Origin of the sequence: Streptomyces sp. NBC_00354 (assembly GCF_036106915.1) — a bacterium.
In the GTDB taxonomy this organism is placed as follows: Bacteria; Actinomycetota; Actinomycetes; order Streptomycetales; family Streptomycetaceae; genus Streptomyces.
On the sequence record NZ_CP107983.1, the window covers coordinates 3462253 to 3480685 of the forward strand.

The following is an 18433-nucleotide window of genomic DNA, read 5'->3' on the forward strand; positions in this document are numbered from 1 at the left end:
TGATTCACCGCCAGGGGAGCCGCACCGGGGGCGCCGCGCCACCGTACCGACAGCCGCACGGCACGGTGGCGCGGCCGGCCGCAGCCCCAAGAGGCGCTGTCCCACAAGGCTGAGGGGGGCCGTCCATGGGGGTGTCCATACCCGTACCCGTATCCGGGGCCGCACTGCGGGCCGGCGTGCTCGAGGCGGTGGTCCTCGGCGGCCATCTGCTCCTCTACCCGACCGGGATACGCCAGGAGAAGCCAGCCGAAACCAGCAGAAAACACCTCGGACAGACACCCGCACTCCTCCTGCACGGGTTCACCGACAACCGGTCCGTCTTCGTCCTGCTGCGCCGCACGCTCGCCGCGGGCGGACGGCGGCAGGTGGAGACGTACAACTACTCCCCCTTCACCCGCGACCTGCGCGTCACCGCCCGCCACCTCGCCCGGCGCGTCGAGGAGCTGTGCGAGCGCACGGGACAGGAGCGGGTGGACCTGGTCGGGCACAGCCTGGGCGGGCTGGTCGGGCGGTACTACGTCCAGCGTCTCGGCGGCGAGGCCCGCGTCCGCACGCTCGTCACGCTCGGCACCCCGCATTCCGGCACGCGGGTCGCCCCCTTCATGGACGCCCACCCGCTGGTCCGGCAGATGCGCCCGGATTCCGAGGTGATGGCCGAACTGCGGGCACCCGCGCCCGGCTGCCGGACCCGATGCGTGGCGTTCTGGAGCGAGTTCGACGAGCTGATGGATCCGACCGAGACGGCCCGCATCGAGCATCCGGATCTCCGCGTGGAGAACGTGCAGGTCACCGGCATCGGACACCTCGCCCTGCCCGCCCATCCCGCGGTGACGGCGGCGGTCCGGCGCGCGCTCGACGGACCCGGCCCGGCCGCGGTCGAGAGCCTGGGAGACGCCGCTTCCGTCGCGTGAACTCCAACCCACCCGGACTCGAACGGATTTCGAACTCAAGGCCAAGGCTCGGCCTTGCCGCGACCGAAAGGCGGCCGAATGCCCGGTTCCGGAAAGCTCGGAACCCCTCGAAGATTGTCGTTGCCAGTAACCGCCGGGTACAGTCACGCCACTGCTCTCCCCAGGGAACCTCGAGTTCCCTGGCCACCCAGGCCCCCACTGCCGAGGCGAAAGAGAAGTTGGTGAACGACCGCCCCTCGTCGGGCCTGTACCCCGATTCCGGGTACGACGGCCTTTCCGACACCACTTTCGCTGGTGGCTCGGCCTACGTTTCCTACGAAACGCAGGGCCAGGGGTACGACTACGCCTCTTACGCCTCCTACGAGACCGGCGCGTACGACTCCACCGCCTGGTCCGCCCAGGGCAGTTACCCGCAGGACGGCGGCTATCTGTCGACCATCCCCGCCCAGGGCGGCGTCACCGAGGACGCCGGCACCGGACAGTGGGATGCGAGCGCCTGGAACCAGCCGGGCAGCACGGACTACCAGGCCACCGCCTTCGGCTACGAGCAGACCGGGCAGGCCGCTCAGACCGGGCAGTGGGCGATGCCGGGTTACGGCACCACGGGCACCGAGACCGGCGCGTACGACGCCACCGCCTGGAACACCGTCCCGCAGCACGAGCAGCAGACGCAGACCTTCTCGTACGACTACCAGTACGAGTACCAGCAGCAGCAGCAGCAGCACGAGGCACAGCCGCAGCAGCACCAGGACACGGCCTACGCCTACGAGGCGCCGGCCGCCCCCGCCGCCGACGTCTACAGCGAGACCGCCGTCTTCGAGGTCCTCGGCAACGAAGCCCCCGAGCAGGACCACGACCTCGGCCTCGAGCAGGGCCTCGAGCAGCACCACGACCTCGGCCTCGACCACGACCTCGGCCTCGACCACGACTTCGGGCTCGATCTCGATGCCGACCTCGCGGCCGCCCCGGTGCACGACCTGCCCACCCAGGCCATGCCGGTCACCCCGGCCGCCGCGCCCGTACCGCGCGGCTCGCGCCGCGCCGGCGCCAAGACCAAGTCGGCGTCCACGGCCGCTTCCCCGTCCGGAAGCGGCGGCAACAGCCGGCGCCGCACCCCGGCGAAGCGTTCCGCCCTGCTGACCGTGGCCGTGCCCTCCGCCTGCGTGATGGGCGTCGCCGGTGTCGCGGCCGCCTCCGTCGGCGGACTCAGCACCGTGGACAAGCCCGCCGAGGACACCACCACGATGGCCGCGCCCGACCCGGCCTCGGTGAAGCCCGTCGCGGCGAACAGCAAGCTCGACACCCAGCTGACGGCGCTCAGCGCCGACGCGGGTGACTTCGCGGACCGCGCGAGCCGCACGCAGGAGCGCATCGACCTGCGCCAGCGCCAGGAAGACGAAAAGAAGAAGAAGGCGGAGGAGGAGGCGGCCAAGGAGGCGGCCCGCCCCAAGTTCGCGATCCCGGTCGGGCAGCACGGCCTCAGCGCCAGCTTCGGCCAGGCCGGCGGCATGTGGATGTCCGTGCACACCGGCATCGACTTCCCGGTCTCCTACGGCACCCCGGTCATGGCCGCCACCGACGGCACCGTGCGCACCCAGTGGAACAGCGCCTACGGCAACATGGCCATAGTGACCTCGCCCGACGGCACCGAGACCTGGTACTGCCACCTCAGCAGCACCAAGATCCGGTCCGGCAAGGTCAAGGCGGGCGACGTCATCGCCTACTCGGGCAACTCCGGCAACTCCACCGGCCCGCACCTCCACTTCGAGGTACGCCCCGGCGGCGGCTCGGCGATCGACCCCCTGCCCTGGCTCCGCAGCCACGGCCTGGACCCGACCTAAGCCCGACCGGCCGGGGAACCGATCCTCCCGGCCCCCGGCCCCGGCCCCCCCGGTTACAGCTTCTGCACCGGCGCGTAGCGCAGCAGCAGGCGCTTCGGCTTGTCGTCCCCGAAGTCGACGGTGGCCTGCGCGTCCGCGCCGGCGCCCCTGACCTCCATGACCGTGCCCAGCCCGAACTGGTCGTGCGTCACCCGGTCCCCGACCGCCAGCGCGATGACCGGCTTGTCGGCGGCCCGGCGCGTCGCGAACCCGGACGGCCCCGACTTCGTACGGGACGAGGACAGGAACGCCTCCGGCGAGGTGCCGAACGTGGCCTTCCCGCCGCCCGAGCCGGACGACCCGTACCCCGAGCCCGAACTCCGCATCGGGCCCGCCGGCTTCTGCGCGGCGCCCGTGCGCTTCCACTGCATGTACTCCGCCGGGATCTCCTCGAGGAACCGCGAGGGCGGGTTGTACGAGGGGGTGCCCCACGCGCTGCGCATGCTCGACCGGGTCAGGTACAGCCGCTCGCGCGCCCGCGTGATGCCCACGTACGCGAGGCGGCGCTCCTCCTCCAGCTCCTTGGTCTGGCCCAGCGCCCGCATGTGCGGGAAGACCCCGTCCTCCATGCCGGTCAGGAAGACCACCGGGAACTCGAGGCCCTTGGCGGTGTGCAGGGTCATCAGCGTGATGACGCCCGAGCCGTCCTCGTCCTCGTCCGGGATCTGGTCGGAGTCGGCGACGAGCGCGACCTGCTCCAGGAACTCCGCGAGCGTGCCAGGGTTGTCTTCCCCGCGGGCCTGCTCGAATTCCAGGGCCACGGCCGCGAGTTCCTGGAGGTTCTCGATGCGCGTCTCGTCCTGCGGGTCGGTCGATGCCTGGAGCTCGGCCAGATAGCCCGTACGCTCCAGCACCGCTTCCAGGACCACCGCCGGGCCCGCGCCCGAGTCGACGATCGTGCGGAGCTCCTCCATCAGCACGTTGAACCGCTTCACCGCGTTGGTCGAGCGCGCGGCCATGCCGAACGCCTCGTCCACGCGCCGCAGCGCCTGCGGGAAGGTGATCTTCTCGCGCATCGCGAGGGCGTCGATCATCGCTTCGGCGCGCTCGCCGATGCCGCGCTTGGGCACGTTCAGGATCCGGCGCAGCGGGACGTTGTCCTCCGGGTTCGCGAGGACGCGCAGGTACGCGAGGACGTCGCGGACCTCCTTGCGCTCGTAGAAGCGGACGCCGCCGACGACCTTGTAGGGCAGTCCGACCCGGATGAAGATCTCCTCGAACACACGCGACTGCGCGTTCGTCCGGTAGAAGATCGCCACGTCGCCCGCCTTGGCGTCGCCCGCGTCCGTCAGCCGGTCGATCTCGTCGGCGACGAACTGCGCCTCGTCGTGCTCGGTGTCCGCGACGTAACCGGTGATGACGGCGCCGGTGCCGGCCTGGGTCCACAGGTTCTTGGCGCGGCGGTTCTCGTTGCGCTCGATGACCGCGTTGGCGGCGGAGAGGATCGTCTGGGTGGAGCGGTAGTTCTGCTCCAGCAGGATCGTCTTCGCGTCCTTGTAGTCCTCCTCGAACTGGAGGATGTTGCGGATGGTCGCGCCGCGGAAGGCGTAGATCGACTGGTCGGCGTCACCCACCACGCACAGCTCGGCCGGCGGCAGGTCCGGGTAGCCGGTGCCGACGAGCTCGCGCACCAGCGTGTACTGGGCGTGGTTGGTGTCCTGGTACTCGTCCACCAGGACGTGCCGGAAGCGGCGCCGGTAGTGCTCGGCGACGTCCGGGAACGCCTGGAGCAGGTGCACCGTGGTCATGATGATGTCGTCGAAGTCGAGCGCGTTGGCCTCGCGCAGCCGCCCCTGGTACATCGCGTACGCCTGGGCGAGCGTCTTCTCGAAGCCGTCGGCGGCCTGGCCGGCGAACGCGTCCTCGTCGATGAGCTCGTTCTTGAGGTTCGAGATCTTGGCGTTGAAGGCCTTGGGCGGGAACTTCTTCGGGTCCAGGTCCAGGTCGCGGCAGACGAGCGCCATCAGACGCTTCGAGTCGGCCGCGTCGTAGATCGAGAAGGACGAGGTGAAGCCGAGCCGCTTCGACTCGCGGCGCAGGATGCGCACGCACGCGCTGTGGAAGGTGGACACCCACATGGCGTTGGCGCGCGGGCCGACCAGGCCCTCGACGCGCTCCTTCATCTCGCCGGCGGCCTTGTTGGTGAAGGTGATCGCCAGGATCTGGCCGGGGTGGACGTTCCGCGCGGCCAGCAGGTGGCCGATGCGGTGGGTCAGCACCCGGGTCTTGCCGGAGCCGGCGCCGGCCACGATGAGCAGCGGGGAGCCCGCGTGCACCACGGCCGCGGCCTGCTGCTCGTTCAGCCCGTCCAGGAGGGTCGCGGGGTCGATGACGGGCTTCGGGGAGCCGTCCCGGTAGTACGCGTCACCCCGCCCCTCACTGCCGCCGGCCATGTCGAATCGGCCCCCGAAGAGATCGTCCGCACCCGGTTCCGGGGCGGCGTGGTCCTCGGGCGGCGGAGGGACCTCGTCGGAGGGGGTGAGGTCCGCCAGGAAACTGTCGTCAAAGAGGCTGCTCATCGCTTTCCGAGTCTAGAGGGCGGGACCGACACGCCAGTACGAGTTCCAGCAGACCGGGGAAACGCATCTCCAGGTCGTCCCGGCGCAGCGTGAGGCAGAGCCTGCGGCCCTGCGGGCTCTGGCGGATCACCCCGCCCTCGCGGAGCGTCTTGAGGTGGTGCGTGACGCTCGACCGGGGCAGGTCGGGCACCACCTCGCCGCAGAACGTCTCCTCGCCGGAGGCGAGCTTGCGGACGATCTCGAGGCGGGCCGGGTGCCCGAGGGCCGCGAGCACCTCGGCCAGGTCGAGATCCCCGGCGCAGGGGTGGGTCGGCTCGGCGGTGGCAGGCATGCCATCACTGTACGCAGATCTCGTACGGACATTTTCGATGAGCCGACCCGCTTCCCGGGCGGACCGGGAGCGCCCGTACGCTCGGCGCCATGGACGTACTCATCAATGTCTTCGTGGGCCTGCACATCATCGGTATCGCCGCCCTCCTGGGCGGCTTCCTGACGCAGATGAAGGCGATGAGCGCCGGCACCGCCCGCTTCGTGCCCGCGATGCTGCACGGCGCGCTGACGATGCTCGTCACCGGCGTCCTGCTGGTCGGCTTCCGTGAGATGGACGGCGGCCACGTCAACAACATCAAGATCGGCGTGAAGCTCGCCGTCCTCTTCGTGATCCTCGTCCTCGTCTACGTGAAGCGGGACGAGGAGCGGGTGGAGAAGGCGCTGTTCGGCGCGGTCGGCGGTCTGACCGTGGTCAATATCTTCATCGCCGTCCTCTGGCGCTGATCCGCAAGCGCCATATCCGGTCACGTCAGGGCACTTGCGATCATCTCGTCATCCGACCGTTACCTTCAGGTCTAGCGTCCTCCTCCAAGCACCGAGCTCCCGAGCGAGGAAGGACGTGAGGCCCTCGTGGCCAGTCACCGAAAGCCCAGGCAGCGCCCGCTCCACCCGCTCTCCCGCGGCACCGTACGGACCGCCGCCACGCTCGCCCTCGCGGGCGCTGCCACCGCCACCGCCTTCGAAGGCACCTCGCAGGCCGACCCCCAGCAGACGCCCTCCCAGGTGAAGGCGGAGGTGGACCGGCTCTACGAGGAGGCCGAGGCGGCGACCGAGCGGTACAACGGGGCGAAGGAGAAGGCCGACGAGGCCCAGCGCGCGCTCGACGGGCTGCGCGACGAGACCGCCCGCAAGACCGACCGGCTCAACACCGCCCGCCGGGCGCTCGGCTCCCTGGCCGCCGGCCAGTACCGCAGCGGCGGCCTGGGGCCCGCCACGCAGCTGGCGCTGGCCGCGGACCCGCAGGAGTACCTGGACCGGGCCTCGTTCCTCACCCGGACCGGCGACCGCAGCGCCGCCGAGATCTCCTCCGTACGGCGCCAGCTCGACGAGGTCGGACAGCTGAGGGACCAGGCCGCCGGCCGGCTCGCCGACCTGCGCTCCCGCGAGGGCGAACTCGCCGAGTACAAGGCCACCGTCGAGGGCAAACTCGGCACCGCCAAGCGGCTGCTGGCCAAGCTCACCGCCGAGCAGCGCGCCGCGTACGAGGCGCAGTCGGCCGGCGCGGCCCCGGCCGGTCCGCGCGCCACGACCCCGACGGCGCCTGTCGCGGACGGTACGCGCGCCGCCCACGCGGTGGCCTTCGCGTACGGGGCGATCGGCAAGCCGTACGTGTGGGGCGCGACGGGACCGGGCTCGTTCGACTGCTCCGGGCTGACCCAGGCGGCCTGGCGCTCGGCCGGGGTCTCCCTCCCGCGCACCACGTACACGCAGATCAACGCCGGACAGCGCGTCTCGCGCGACCAGCTGGCCCCCGGCGACCTGGTGTTCTTCTACTCCGGGGTCACGCACGTCGGCCTGTACATCGGCAACGGCCAGATGATCCACGCCCCCCGCCCCGGTTCGACGGTCCGTGTGGCCCCGATCGACTCGATGCCCTGGGCCGGCGCCTCCCGCCCGGCGTGAGGGATCGCCCGGCGTGAGGGATCGCCCGGCGTGAGGGATCGCCCGGCGTGAGGGGCCCTACGGCGCCTTGACCTGCGTGTTCAGCCAGCCGAAGGTCTGCGGGATCTGCTTCGACCACGAGTCGAGGTTGTGGCCGCCGACCACCTTCTCCGCGTGCACCGTGGTCGGGTTCTGCGCGATGGCCTTGAGGTCCGTGCCGGACAGGTAGCCGTCCTGCTCGGCCCCCGACATCCACAGCGCGATCGCCGGCGGCGTGGGCGCGGCCTTGAGCAGGGCCTTCAGGTTGTGGGTGCGCCGCATCTCCGGGTCTTGGGCGACCAGCGAGGTGGGCTCCTGGCCCGGGTCGTTGTAGCCGGACAGGGAGACGGCCGCGCTGTAGCGGTCGGGGTGGAGGATGCCCAGCTTGGCGGCGCAGTACGCGCCTGCCGAGTACCCGGCCACGCCCCAGGTGCGGGCCTCGTCCGACGCCCGGAAGTTGTCGACGACCATCTTGCGGACGTCGACGCTGAACCAGCTGTCCGCGTTGACCTTGCCGGGGATGTTCGCGCAGCCGGTGTCGCCGTTGCCCAGCAGCATGGCGCGCGGCGAGACCAGGATGAACGGCTGCACCTTGCCGCTCTTCATCAGCGGCTCCAGCACCTCGTGCGCCTTGAGCCCCTGGAACCAGGACTTGCCCGTCCCCGGTATGCCCGGGATCAGCTCGACCACGGGGAACTTCTTGTTCTTGAACGCCGGGTCGTCGTACTGCGGCGGCAGCCACACCATGACCTCGCCCTTGACCCCGGAGATCTTGCCGTTGAGCTCGGTCTTCTTGACCCGGCCGCCGAGGCCGTCGACCGGCTGGAACTCCTGGAGCACCTTCGGCTCCGCCTTGACCTCCGTGGCCTTCTTCCCGCCGAGCCCGTCCGGGCCCAGGTCGGGGGCGGCGGTGACGTACTTGCCGGTGCCGAGCAGATCGCCCCAGGAGTTGTAGAAGGTCTCCTGCCGGTTCACCGCGATGAACACCAGCGCAACGGCGGTGACCTGGGCGAACACCACCATCAGGGCGCGGGTCGACACGCGTACGGCGGCGGGGCCGCGCACCTTGCTCCACACGGCCAGCGGCAGGACGACGGCGATCGCCGTGAGGGCGATCGCCGTCGCGAAGAGGGGGATCCCGGTCAAGCTCATCACGCCACCCAAGAGTGCCGCGTGACGCCGCGCGGTTGCCCCCGCCCCCTGCGGCGTGGGTCACACGCGCGCAGACCCGCACCTGCTCGGACCGGTGCGTACTCAGACGAGGCGGCGCGCCGTCGCCCAGCGGGTCAGCTCGTGCCGGTTGGAGAGCTGGAGCTTCCTGAGCACCGCCGAGACGTGCGATTCGACGGTCTTCACCGAGATGAAGAGCTGCTTGGCGATCTCCTTGTACGCGTACCCGCGCGCGATCAGCCGCAGCACCTCGCGCTCGCGCTGCGTGAGGCGGTCCAGGTCCTCGTCGACCGGCGGCGCGTCCGTCGAGGCGAAGGCGTCGAGCACGAAGCCCGCCAGCCGCGGCGAGAACACCGCGTCGCCCTCCTGCACCCGGAAGACCGAGTCCACCAGGTCGGTCCCGGTGATGGTCTTGGTGACGTACCCGCGTGCGCCGCCCCGGATGACCCCGATGACGTCTTCGGCCGCGTCCGACACCGACAGGGCCAGGAACCGCACCGGGTCCTCGGCCGCCGACATCAACGGGGCGCAGCGCCGCAGCACCTCGACCCCGCCGCCGCCGGGCAGGTGCACGTCGAGCAGGACCACCTCGGGCCGGGTGGCGGTGATGACGGTGACGGCCTGGTCGACGTCGGCGGCCTCGCCGACGACCTCGACGCCGGTCCGCGCGGTCTCACCGATCTCGGCCTGCACGCCCGTACGGAACATCCGGTGGTCGTCGACGAGCACCACCCGAACGTTCCTGGCCACTCCCCCGCTGCCGGTCTCTTCGGTCATGCTGCGTTCGCCGCCCTCTCCATCTCCAGCTCGACTTCCGTGCCGCCGTCGGGCGCGGACCGCAGCCGTGCGGTCCCGCCGTTGCGCTGCATCCGGCCGATGATCGATTCTCGTACGCCCATGCGGTCGTCCGGTACCGCGTCGATGTCGAAGCCCGGTCCCCGGTCCCGTACGGACACGAACACCGTCTGCCCCTCCACCTCGGCGTACACCTGCACCGGCCCTCCCTCGCCACCGTACTTGGCGGCGTTGACCATCGCCTCGCGCGCGGCCTGGATCTGTGCGGCGAGCTTCTCGTCCAGCGGGCAGTCGCCGACCACGACGACCTCGATCGGGACCCCGTGGTGGTCCTCGACCTCGGCGGCCGTCTTCTTGACGGCCTCCGCGAGGGTGGCCGGCTCCTCGGCCTCGTCCTTGCCGGTGCCCTCCGGCTTGTACAGCCAGTTCCGCAGCTCCCGCTCCTGGGCGCGGGCGAGGCGGCGCACCTCGCCCACGTCCTCCGCGTTGCGCTGGATCAGGGTGAGCGTGTGCAGCACCGAGTCGTGCACGTGGGCGGCGACCTCGGCGCGCTCCTGGGCGCGGATGCGCATCAGGCGCTCCTCGGAGAGGTCCTGGGTCATCCGGATCAGCCAGGGCCCGGCGAGCAGGGCGATGCCGACGAGGACGGCGAGGGCTGCGGTGAGCACGTTGCCGAGCTGCGCCGCGGAGCCGCGTACGACGATGAAGACGGTCAGACCCACGCCGACCAGCGCGACCCCGGCGAACCCGCGGGCCATCTGCAGCAGGCGGGCGTTGCGCCCGCCGGCGGTGCCCCAGTGGGCGCGGCGGGCGTTGTCGGCCTGCCGCCAGACGAGGACCACGCCGGCGCCGACCAGCAGCGTCGGCCACACGTAGCGCCCTGACGCGCCCCCGACCTGGACCTTGGCGATGAAGATCCCGGCGCCGATGCACAGCGCGATGAGCGCGGTGATCTGCCCCTTGTCGGGCTTGCGCAGGCGCCGGGTGCCGTCCGGGAGGGTCTCGAAGAAGGAGCGGTGGCCGGTGCGCCCGCCGACGCCCAGCGGCACGAAGACCCAGAAGGCTGCGTAGAGCAGCACGCCCAGCCCGTCGCCCCACATGAACAGGCCGAGGAAGGCGAGCCGGACCCAGATGACGGGCAGCCCGAGGTGCCCGGCGAGACCGCGCGCGACACCGCCGAGCATCCGGCCGTCGGCGCTGCGGTAGAGCTTGCGCTGCGGCGGTTCGTCGGCGTCTGCTGCGTGCGGGGGACGGGGGGCGGCGGAAACGGGCATGTTCCTGATGGTCACACGCGCGCGGCGCGCGGGGCATCAGGGCATCCCCCCAGTTCTGTAGGGGGGATATCAGGGTTGTGCCAGGGTCGGGCCCGGTGCCGCGGGGCTCGGCAGCCCGTCACCATGGATCCATGACCAAGCACGACTCCCCGCCGTCGGCGGCCGGTGCCGGCGCGGCACCGCCGCCGGGCGAGCCCGCCGCGGGCAGCCACGCCGCGGACCGGCCCGCAGACCGCGCCGCAGACCGCGCCGCCGATCGCGCCGACCGGCCGCCGCTGCGCCGCAGCAAGCGCGACAAGGTCCTGGCGGGCGTGTGCGGCGGCCTCGGCCGGTATTTCGACCTGGACCCGGCGATCTTCCGGATCGTGCTCGGCGTCCTCGCGGTCACCGGCGGCGTCGGCCTGATCTTCTACGGCTTCGCCTGGCTGCTGCTGCCGGTGGAGGGCGAGGAGGACAGCGAGGCGAAGAAGCTGCTGACGGGCCGGGTCGAGGGCGCCACCCTGGCCGCGGTGTTCGCGGCCCTGGTCGGCTGCGCGCTGTTCCTGTCGATGCTGGACAACGGCGGACTGGCCGTGTTCTCCGTGCTGGTCATCCTGGCCCTCGGCGGGGCCTCGTACTGGTCGCAGCGCCGCCGCGCCGCCGCCGCCCCCGAGGCTGAGCCCCAGGCGGCCCACCGCCCGGGCCCGCCGGAGACCCAGGCTCCGCCCGTGCCCGGCGCCCCCTCCTGGTGGCGGGACCCGCTGGTCAAGGACGGCACCACCGGCCCCGTCGGGAGCACCGGATACCTGTGGGGCCCGGACGACTCCGCCGAGGCCGGCGCCGTCCCGGACACCGCGGGCGGCAAGGCCGCGGTGGCGCCCGAGCGGGCCGCCGCCCCGAGGGTCCCGCGCGGCGGCATCGGCGGCCGGGTGTTCGTACTGGCCCTGCTGGCCGGGGGCGCGGCCACGGCCTCGGTCTGGCAGGGCAGCACCCTCTCGCACGCCCTCCAGATCGGGCTCGCCTCGGCCCTGGCGGTCTTCGGTCTCGGCCTCGCGGTCAGCTCGGTCAAGGGCCGCACCGGCTTCGGCACCGTCCTGCTCGCGATGATCACCGCCGGGCTGCTCGCCGGGGCCTCCGCGCTGCCCCGCGAGATCGGCACCGACTGGAAGGCCGTGGCATGGCGGCCGGCCGCCGTGGCCGACGTCAAACCCCTGTACACGGCGGGCACCGGGCTCGCCACGCTGGACCTGAGCCGGCTGGACGTGCCGAAGGGCACCACCCTGTCCGTCCGCGCCACCGCGGAGGCGGGCCGGCTCAAGGTGATCGTGCCCCGCGAGGTCACGGCGCAGGCCGACGTCTCGGTGAAGCTGGGCGACATCAGGCTGCCCGGGGACACCAGCCAGGAAGTACGTATCAAGAGCGGCGGCGAAACCCAGCGGGCGACCCTCGAGCCGCCCGCCGGCACCGAGGCCGGGGGAACGATCGAGCTGCACCTGAACGCAGGTGTGGGACAGGTGGAGGTGGCCCGTGCGGCGTCATGAGTTCCAGCCCGGACGGCTGCTGGCCGGCCTGGTCCTGGTGGCCGCGGGCGTGCTGTACCTGCTCGACGCGACCGGCGAGGCCGACCTGCCCTGGTTCCTGGCCATCCCGATGACCGTGGGCGGGCTCTGCCTGGCCGCGCTGGTCGGAGTGGTGACCTACGCCGTACGCCGCGACCGGCGCGACCGGATCACCGAGTCCAGCGACAGGTAGGGAGCACCGGCCAGGATCATCGGGATCCAGGCCATCAGGTAGATCAGGTCGTTGCCGTAGTAGTACGGGGACACCTGCCAGGACACCGTGAGCCACAGGCTGAGCGAGATCAGCGCTCCGCCGGTGGCCGCGATCCGGGTCAGCAGGCCGGCCAGGACGCCGAGGCCCACCAGGAGCTCCCCGATGGCGAGGACCACGGCGAAGCCGACGGGCGAGAGCAGGGCCCAGTCCACCAGGGCGGGGATCGCGGAGGTGTCGCGCACGCCGTGCATCAGCTCGCCGATGGAGCCGGGGCCGGAGGCGGACAGGAACGCGGAGTCGGTCAGCTTGTCCAGGCCCGCGTAGACGAAGGTCACGCCGAGGAAGATCCGCAGCGGCAGCAGGGCGTACCGGGCGGCCTGTTCCCGCAGTCCGGCCGGGGCGGCGGAAGGGACATCAGTTCGGGTCACGCCCCATGTGTACCCCGTTCACTCGGCCACGTCGATGGTGCAACGGTTGGATTCCACTCCGGCGGCCGTGACCACTTGGACCTCGATGCGCCCGGGTTCCACTTCCGCCGGGACCGGCACCGTCAGGACCGAGTCCGAGGGGTTGGTGAACCCGCCCGCGACCGGCACCAGCGGCACGTGCACGTGCACCGCGCCGACCCGTACGACCAGCCGGGCCAGCATCTCCGGCGTCTGCGCCCCCGGCGGTACGAAACCCACGCCGCGGATCTCGATGTCGTCGCCCGGCCGGATGGCCGCGTCGAGGTCGCCGGGCTCCCGTCTGCGGACCACCGACAGCACCAGCGGACGGGTCACCTCCGCGTACTTCGCCGCGAGGTACACCGCCGCCGACAGGGCCACCAGCATGGCCAGCGCCCACGGCAGCCGCGGCAGCCGGTCCGGGAACCGGGCCATCGACACCGCCGCGAAGGCCAGCACCACCATGGAGACCAGCACGTACTGCGCGTCCGGGAAGCTCCCGCGGCCCGCATCGTCCGTCAGCAGGTCCACCCCGCGCGGCCGGTCCGCCGGCAGCTTCTGCATCCGCTGGGCCATGATCCGTACGGTGACCACCCGGCGCACCAGCACCGCCACGGCCGAGGTCAGCGCGACCACCGCCAGCAGCGGCAGCGCCCGCCCCAGCGCCAGCCCCGCGTACAGCGCCTGCCGCTCCGGCCCGGGCGAGGAGGCCGCCAGCCGCAGCGCGGGCAGCAGCGCGGCGAACGCCGTCAGCACCACCCACGCGCTCGGCACCGCCTTCGAGGTGGACAGCCGGTTGTCCTCCCCGACCAGCGGGGCGAGCAGCCCGCCGCGCACCGACTGGGCGCGGGCGGCGACCGTGAGCAGCCCGGCCAGGACCACCGCCGCGAGCAGCCCGGCGGTGCGCGCCGTGGACCAGCCGGTGCCGAGCGCGGTGCCGACCTGGACCAGCAGCAGCACCCCGGCGGCGATCCACACGGCGAGCACGGCCCGCCGCGAGAACAGGTACAGCCAGGAGTTGCCGGCCTCCCGGCCCCGGTCGGCGACCGTACGGGCCGACAGGGTCAGCTCGTCGGAGACCCACTGCCGGGACGCCCCGGCGGACCGGGCCACCGCCGCCGGCAGGCCCTGGCCCGAGGCGAACTCGTCCCTCTTCTCCGTGAACGCGGCGACCGCTCGCCGGTGCCCCTCCTGCGCGCCGTGCGGGCAGTCGTCACAGGTGCAGGTGCCGCCGTGGGTGCTTCGGGACATCTCTTGGACAGCCACGTGCGTGCCGCCTCTCTGAACTACGGTGCGATGCCAGCGAATTGTGCACCACTGCGGCAGTGTTCCGGATTGCGCACGATGTCAGAGCAGGTGATTAACCGTTCATGATGTTGACGTCACCCGCCCGGCCCAGTCCCGCGTCACGGGGCGACGGTCTGCCAGAGGGGCTGGTAGCTGACCCAGGCGGCGAGATCCGAGCCGAACCTCTCCCGCGCCGCGAGCGCACTGCGGTGGTCGATCGCCGCCGGCTTCCCGGCGGCCCGCGCGATCAGCTGCACCTGCGCCGCGCGCTCCGCCGCGACGAACCACCAGGCCGCCGCGTCCACGGAGTCGCCGACCGTCAGCAGCCCGCGGTTGCGCAGGACCAGCGCCTTGTACGGGCCCAGGGCGCGGGCGATCCTCCCCGAGTCCTCCGGCCCCGCGAACCCGTCCAGGAGTGCGTGGTCCTCGTAGAAGGCGCAGGCCTCCTCGCTGATCGGGGCGAGCAGTTCCCCGAGCGCGGCCAGCGCCCTGCCGTACGGGGCGTGCGTGTGCACCACGGCGACGGCCTCGGGGCGGGCCCGGTGCACGGCCGCGTGCACGGCGAAGGCCAGCTCGTTGACCCGCCGGTCCCCCCGGCGCACGCGCCCGTCCCCGTCGACGAGGAGCAGGTCGTCGGCGGTGAGTGCGGACAGGGCCTGCCCGAAGGGGTTCACCCAGTAGCAGTCCTCGAACTCCGGGTCCCGCGTGCTGGCATGACCGGTGACCCCGTCCTCGTACCCGAGCCGCCCGAACAGCCGCAGCGCCCCGGCCAGCCGCTCCTTGCGGTGGGCGCGCTCCTCGGCCGCCCCGGTGTGCACGGGCGGCATCGAGAACCGCAGCCGGTCCACGGGGACGGGTGCGGGTGCGAGTGCGGGCTGCTGGGCCATGGGCGCTCCTTCGACGGCTCGGCTCGGCTCGGCTCGGCTCGCGGCGCAAGGTACCGGCGGCTCCCGCAACAGGCCATACCAACGGCGAAGCCGCCGCTCCCAGGGGGGAACGGCGGCTTCGTCACGGGCGGCGGGTGGGAACTACTCCCACTCGATGGTGCCCGGGGGCTTGCTCGTGCAGTCGAGGACCACGCGGTTCACGTCCGGCACCTCGTTGGTGATGCGGGTCGAGATCCGGGCGAGCACCTCGTACGGCATGCGCGTCCAGTCCGCGGTCATGGCGTCCTCGGACGAGACGGGGCGCAGCACGATCGGGTGGCCGTAGGTGCGGCCGTCGCCCTGGACGCCGACGCTGCGGACGTCCGCGAGCAGGACGACCGGGCACTGCCAGATCTCGCGGTCCAGGCCGGCCGCGGTCAGCTCGTGGCGGGCGATGGCGTCGGCCTCGCGGAGCAGGTCCAGGCGGTCCTTGGTGACCTCGCCGACGATGCGGATGCCGAGGCCGGGGCCCGGGAAGGGCTGGCGCTGGACGATCTCGTCGGGCAGGCCGAGCTCCTGGCCGACCATCCGGACCTCGTCCTTGAACAGCTGGCGCAGCGGCTCGACGAGCTCGAACTCGATGTCGTCCGGCAGGCCGCCCACGTTGTGGTGCGACTTGATGTTCGCGGTGCCCGTGCCGCCGCCGGACTCGACGACGTCCGGGTACAGGGTGCCCTGGACCAGGAAGGCAACCGCGGGGCCGTCCTCCTGGAGGATCTCCAACTGGGCCTGCTCGAAGACGCGGATGAACTCGCGGCCGATGATCTTCCGCTTGGTCTCCGGGTCGGAGACGCCGGCGAGTGCGCTCAGGAAGCGCTCCTGCGCGTCGACGACCTTCAGCTGCACGCCGGTGGCGGCGACGAAGTCCTTCTCGACCTGCTCGGTCTCACCCTTGCGCATCAGGCCGTGGTCGACGTACACGCAGGTCAGCTGGGAGCCGATGGCCTTCTGGACGAGGGCCGCGGCGACCGCGGAGTCCACGCCGCCGGAGAGGCCGCAGATGGCGCGCTTGTCGCCGACCTGCTCGCGGATGGCCGCGATCTGCTCCTCGACGATGTTGCCGGTGGTCCAGGTGGGCTCGAGGCCGGCGCCGCGGTAGAGGAAGTGCTCCAGCACCTGCTGGCCGTGCGTGGAGTGCATCACCTCGGGGTGGTACTGCACGCCGTACAGCTTCTTCGCGTCGTTCTCGAAGGCCGCGACCGGGACGACGTTCGTCGACGCGGTGACGGTGAAGCCCTCGGGGGCGGCGGAGCAGGCGTCGCCGTGGGACATCCACACCGACTGGTTCTCGGGGGTGCCCTCGAAGAGGGTCGAGCCGGCCTTGGAGACGGCGAGCGGCGTACGGCCGTACTCGCGGGCGCCGGTGTTGTCGACGGTGCCGCCGAGGGTGGTCGCCATCAGCTGGAAGCCGTAGCACATGCCGAAGACCGGGACCCCGGACTCGAAGAGGGCGCGGGCGTCGTCCAGACGCGGGGCACCCTCCTCGTAGACGGAGGACGGGCCGCCGGAGAGGATGATCGCCTTGGGGTCCTTGGCCAGCATCTCGGCCACGGGCGTCGTGCTGGGCACGATCTCGCTGTAGACCCTTGCCTCGCGGACGCGGCGGGCGATGAGCTGGGCGTACTGGGCGCCGAAGTCGACGACGAGAACCGTGTCCGGGGCGCTGTCGTGGGCGGCGGAGGGTGCTTCTGGCACGGGGCGGCCTTCCGGCGGAAGAGGTGGCTGTTTTGTCGATTCTACCGGTGGCGCCGGCCGCCACTTTGTCGCACCATCCGAGGCGCACGTCACCGTGACACCCCGCGACACCCCCGTCACAGCGCCCGCCGCGCCTCGCTGATCACGCGCTGAGCCTCGGCGCCGTACACGGCGGACTCGCGCAGGGTGTTCCACACCCTGAGGTGGGTGGCGACGCTCTCGGCGTCGTCCAGCCACAGCTCGGCGTGCCAGGTCTCGACGATGACCTGACGGTCGTCGTACATCCAGAACCCCGTGGCCGGAGGGATCTTCAGCGCCGCACCGAGGGGCACAATCCCGAGCTCCACTGTGTCGAGACCGATCACCCCCAGCAGGCGGTCGAGCTGCGCCGCGAGCACGGCGGGCGGGCAGATCCTGGCATGGAGCGCGGCCTCCCACATCAGGATGTGGAAGCGCTTGGCCGGGTCGTACAGCGCTTCTTGCCGACGCATGCGCGAGCGGACGGCTTCTTCCGTGTCGCGGGGCGACTGCTGGAGCTCGGCGTAGCGGGTGAAGACGGCCCTCGCATAGTCGGGCGTCTGCAGGATCCCCATGACCATGGACGTCTCCCACCCCCGGAGCACGGTGGCGTCGGCGTGCGCGGCGAGGTGCGTGTCCTGCACGGGTTTGTGCCCCGAGCTCAGCTGGCGTCGCCATGAGCGGATGTGGCTCTCGAAGCCCCGGAGCCGGGCCAGCAGTTCGTCGTACGCCTCCGGCTGACCGGTCCCGTCGGCCCAGGCACGCAGGTCCTCGGGGGTCGCGGTCTGCCGACCGTTCTCCAGCTTGCTCACCTTGGGCTGGGGCCAGCCGAGCCGCCGGGCCAGCGCCGCACCGGTGAGCCGACCGTCAGCGGCCCCGAGCCGGAGTTCGCGCAGCCGTATGCCGAGCGCTTCCCGTGCCTGCTGATAGTCCGTGCTCACCGGTACCCGCTCATTGCCGCTACTTGGCCTGGAACACCTCGTACGGGACAGCGTAGTGCGAAGCCGCGTCGCGCACTTGGGCGTAGCGGAGCACCGCGGCCGGCTCGGTGATCAGCTCGACGTCGACGAAGTTGTCGTCCTCGTCGAAGTTCAGCAGCGCGACCGTCCGCGAGTCGAGAATCCAGAAGTCCTCCTCGGGCAGGTGCAGCCGCTCGGCGTCACTGCGCCGCAGGATGCGGATGTCCTCGCCCAGGGCGCTGTTCCGGCGCGCGTTGTCGAGCAGGTAGAGCTGCCCGGGCATGGCCGGTTCGTCGACGATCCGGACGCGCTCGAACCGCTTCCCCAGCGCAACCTGTTCACGGCGCTCGGCGCACCACTCCGGGTCGGTGCCCTCCCAGTTCACGGGCTCGCCACGGGTGAACTGCGCGTAGGTCTCGGTGGCTTCGTCCGACGCGTAGCGGCGCCGGGTCTCCAGCCGCCACGTCACGTGCTCGAACCGCGTGAACAGCCGGTCGAACTCGTCCAGGTCGATGATGTGCGGCACGCGGTTGATCTCCTTGGGGCCGAAGTCGACGAGCAGTTCCCGCGGAACCACGATGGGCACTTCCCCTTCCGACAGGTGCCGGAGCTGGGCGATGTCCTCCGGGTCGGTGAGCGGCGGTCCGTGGACGATGACTTCACCGCTGTCCAGGTCCTCGTGCACTGCCGGGCACCCGTTGACCCCGCTGCCCGTGCCGTTGAATCGCAGTCGACGCGCCATGGCATTACCCCTTCTCGTAGCCGGCGGCCTCAGCATCGGGGAGGGATCGCCCCTTCTGCCATGGCCTCCAGGACACTGCGCGAGAATT

At 71.9% G+C, this 18433-nt stretch carries 17 protein-coding genes; 6 read left to right on the forward strand and 11 right to left on the reverse strand.

Annotated features, from left to right (window positions below; translation table 11 throughout):
• Nucleotides 1-125 precede the first annotated feature (125 nt).
• Both OHT74_RS15340 and OHT74_RS15345 read left to right on the forward strand, forming a co-directional pair.
• A complete protein-coding gene (locus tag OHT74_RS15340) occupies nt 126-911 on the forward strand; it encodes an esterase/lipase family protein (RefSeq protein WP_328620512.1) in 786 nt (261 codons plus the stop codon).
• A gap of 221 nt (nt 912-1132) precedes the next feature.
• Nucleotides 1133-2752 carry a M23 family metallopeptidase gene (locus tag OHT74_RS15345; protein ID WP_328620513.1) on the forward strand — a complete coding sequence of 540 codons (1620 nt, stop codon included), beginning with the start codon at nt 1133-1135 and terminating at the stop codon, nt 2750-2752.
• Between the two features lie 53 nt (nt 2753-2805).
• On the opposite strand, the gene pcrA is transcribed toward OHT74_RS15345, so the two are convergent.
• Complete coding sequence (gene pcrA, locus OHT74_RS15350) at nt 2806-5310, reverse strand: DNA helicase PcrA (protein ID WP_266664617.1); 2505 nt, start codon at nt 5308-5310, stop codon at nt 2806-2808.
• Nucleotides 5294-5641 carry an ArsR/SmtB family transcription factor gene (locus OHT74_RS15355; protein WP_266664618.1) on the reverse strand — a complete coding sequence of 116 codons (348 nt, stop codon included), beginning with the start codon at nt 5639-5641 and terminating at the stop codon, nt 5294-5296. Before OHT74_RS15355 ends, pcrA begins: the two co-directional genes overlap by 17 nt.
• Nucleotides 5642-5730: 89 nt before the next feature.
• On the opposite strand from OHT74_RS15355, the gene OHT74_RS15360 reads away from it, so the two are divergent.
• A complete protein-coding gene (locus OHT74_RS15360) occupies nt 5731-6084 on the forward strand; it encodes a hypothetical protein (RefSeq protein WP_328620514.1) in 354 nt (117 codons plus the stop codon).
• 126 nt (nt 6085-6210) lie between these two features.
• The gene (locus OHT74_RS15365; RefSeq protein WP_328620515.1) at nt 6211-7263 is read left to right on the forward strand and encodes a C40 family peptidase; all 1053 of its coding nucleotides are present in this window, start codon (nt 6211-6213) and stop codon (nt 7261-7263) included.
• Nucleotides 7264-7320: 57 nt separating this feature from the next.
• Here OHT74_RS15365 and OHT74_RS15370 read toward each other — a convergent pair whose 3' ends face one another.
• From OHT74_RS15370 to OHT74_RS15380, 3 genes are all read right to left on the reverse strand, one after another.
• Nucleotides 7321-8433 (reverse strand): alpha/beta hydrolase, encoded by a 1113-nt coding sequence (locus OHT74_RS15370; RefSeq protein ID WP_328620516.1) that lies wholly within the window; start codon nt 8431-8433, stop codon nt 7321-7323.
• Nucleotides 8434-8535: 102 nt separating this feature from the next.
• Nucleotides 8536-9228 (reverse strand): LuxR C-terminal-related transcriptional regulator, encoded by a 693-nt coding sequence (locus OHT74_RS15375; RefSeq protein WP_266664623.1) that lies wholly within the window; start codon nt 9226-9228, stop codon nt 8536-8538.
• The gene (locus tag OHT74_RS15380) at nt 9225-10520 is read right to left on the reverse strand and encodes an ATP-binding protein (RefSeq protein WP_266664624.1); all 1296 of its coding nucleotides are present in this window, start codon (nt 10518-10520) and stop codon (nt 9225-9227) included. Before OHT74_RS15380 ends, OHT74_RS15375 begins: the two co-directional genes overlap by 4 nt.
• 131 nt (nt 10521-10651) lie before the next feature.
• Here OHT74_RS15380 and OHT74_RS15385 point away from each other — a divergent pair, with 131 nt between their 5' ends.
• Nucleotides 10652-12040: a PspC domain-containing protein gene (locus OHT74_RS15385; protein WP_328620517.1), complete on the forward strand. Its 1389-nt coding sequence runs from the start codon at nt 10652-10654 to the stop codon at nt 12038-12040.
• The gene (locus OHT74_RS15390; protein WP_328620518.1) at nt 12027-12251 is read left to right on the forward strand and encodes a hypothetical protein; all 225 of its coding nucleotides are present in this window, start codon (nt 12027-12029) and stop codon (nt 12249-12251) included. The genes OHT74_RS15385 and OHT74_RS15390 overlap by 14 nt, the downstream gene beginning before the upstream one ends.
• Here the strand turns inward: OHT74_RS15390 and OHT74_RS15395 are convergent.
• From OHT74_RS15395 to OHT74_RS15420, 6 genes are all read right to left on the reverse strand, one after another.
• Entirely contained in the window at nt 12197-12700 is a 504-nt protein-coding gene (locus OHT74_RS15395; protein WP_266996619.1) for a DoxX family membrane protein, read from the reverse strand. The two genes, OHT74_RS15390 and OHT74_RS15395, sit on opposite strands and share 55 nt — an antisense overlap.
• An 18-nt stretch (nt 12701-12718) precedes the next feature.
• Nucleotides 12719-13969, reverse strand: coding sequence for a hypothetical protein (locus OHT74_RS15400; protein ID WP_443047707.1), 1251 nt, complete (start codon nt 13967-13969; stop codon nt 12719-12721).
• A 155-nt stretch (nt 13970-14124) separates the two neighbouring features.
• Nucleotides 14125-14892, reverse strand: coding sequence for a class II aldolase/adducin family protein (locus OHT74_RS15405; protein WP_328620519.1), 768 nt, complete (start codon nt 14890-14892; stop codon nt 14125-14127).
• A gap of 141 nt (nt 14893-15033) precedes the next feature.
• Nucleotides 15034-16626: a glutamine-hydrolyzing GMP synthase gene (guaA, locus tag OHT74_RS15410; protein ID WP_266664635.1), complete on the reverse strand. Its 1593-nt coding sequence runs from the start codon at nt 16624-16626 to the stop codon at nt 15034-15036.
• 116 nt (nt 16627-16742) lie between these two features.
• Complete coding sequence (locus tag OHT74_RS15415) at nt 16743-17585, reverse strand: helix-turn-helix domain-containing protein (RefSeq protein ID WP_328620520.1); 843 nt, start codon at nt 17583-17585, stop codon at nt 16743-16745.
• Nucleotides 17586-17604: 19 nt separating this feature from the next.
• Nucleotides 17605-18345: a DUF6879 family protein gene (locus OHT74_RS15420; RefSeq protein ID WP_328620521.1), complete on the reverse strand. Its 741-nt coding sequence runs from the start codon at nt 18343-18345 to the stop codon at nt 17605-17607.
• Nucleotides 18346-18433: the final 88 nt, after the last annotated feature.

Excerpts from the sequence above, each read along its gene's own strand:
- OHT74_RS15355 (WP_266664618.1), bottom strand. The coding sequence starts at position 5,641 with ATGCCTGCCACCGCCGAGCCGACCCACCCCTGCGCCGGGGATCTCGAC.
- OHT74_RS15420 (WP_328620521.1), bottom strand. The coding sequence starts at position 18,345 with ATGGCGCGTCGACTGCGATTCAACGGCACGGGCAGCGGGGTCAACGGG.
- OHT74_RS15405 (WP_328620519.1), bottom strand. The coding sequence starts at position 14,892 with ATGGCCCAGCAGCCCGCACTCGCACCCGCACCCGTCCCCGTGGACCGG.
- OHT74_RS15380 (WP_266664624.1), bottom strand. The coding sequence starts at position 10,520 with ATGCCCGTTTCCGCCGCCCCCCGTCCCCCGCACGCAGCAGACGCCGAC.
- OHT74_RS15370 (WP_328620516.1), bottom strand. The coding sequence starts at position 8,433 with ATGAGCTTGACCGGGATCCCCCTCTTCGCGACGGCGATCGCCCTCACG.
- OHT74_RS15385 (WP_328620517.1), top strand. The coding sequence starts at position 10,652 with ATGACCAAGCACGACTCCCCGCCGTCGGCGGCCGGTGCCGGCGCGGCA.
- OHT74_RS15400 (WP_443047707.1), bottom strand. The coding sequence starts at position 13,969 with ATGTCCCGAAGCACCCACGGCGGCACCTGCACCTGTGACGACTGCCCG.
- pcrA (WP_266664617.1), bottom strand. The coding sequence starts at position 5,310 with ATGAGCAGCCTCTTTGACGACAGTTTCCTGGCGGACCTCACCCCCTCC.
- OHT74_RS15360 (WP_328620514.1), top strand. The coding sequence starts at position 5,731 with ATGGACGTACTCATCAATGTCTTCGTGGGCCTGCACATCATCGGTATC.
- OHT74_RS15340 (WP_328620512.1), top strand. The coding sequence starts at position 126 with ATGGGGGTGTCCATACCCGTACCCGTATCCGGGGCCGCACTGCGGGCC.
- OHT74_RS15375 (WP_266664623.1), bottom strand. The coding sequence starts at position 9,228 with ATGACCGAAGAGACCGGCAGCGGGGGAGTGGCCAGGAACGTTCGGGTG.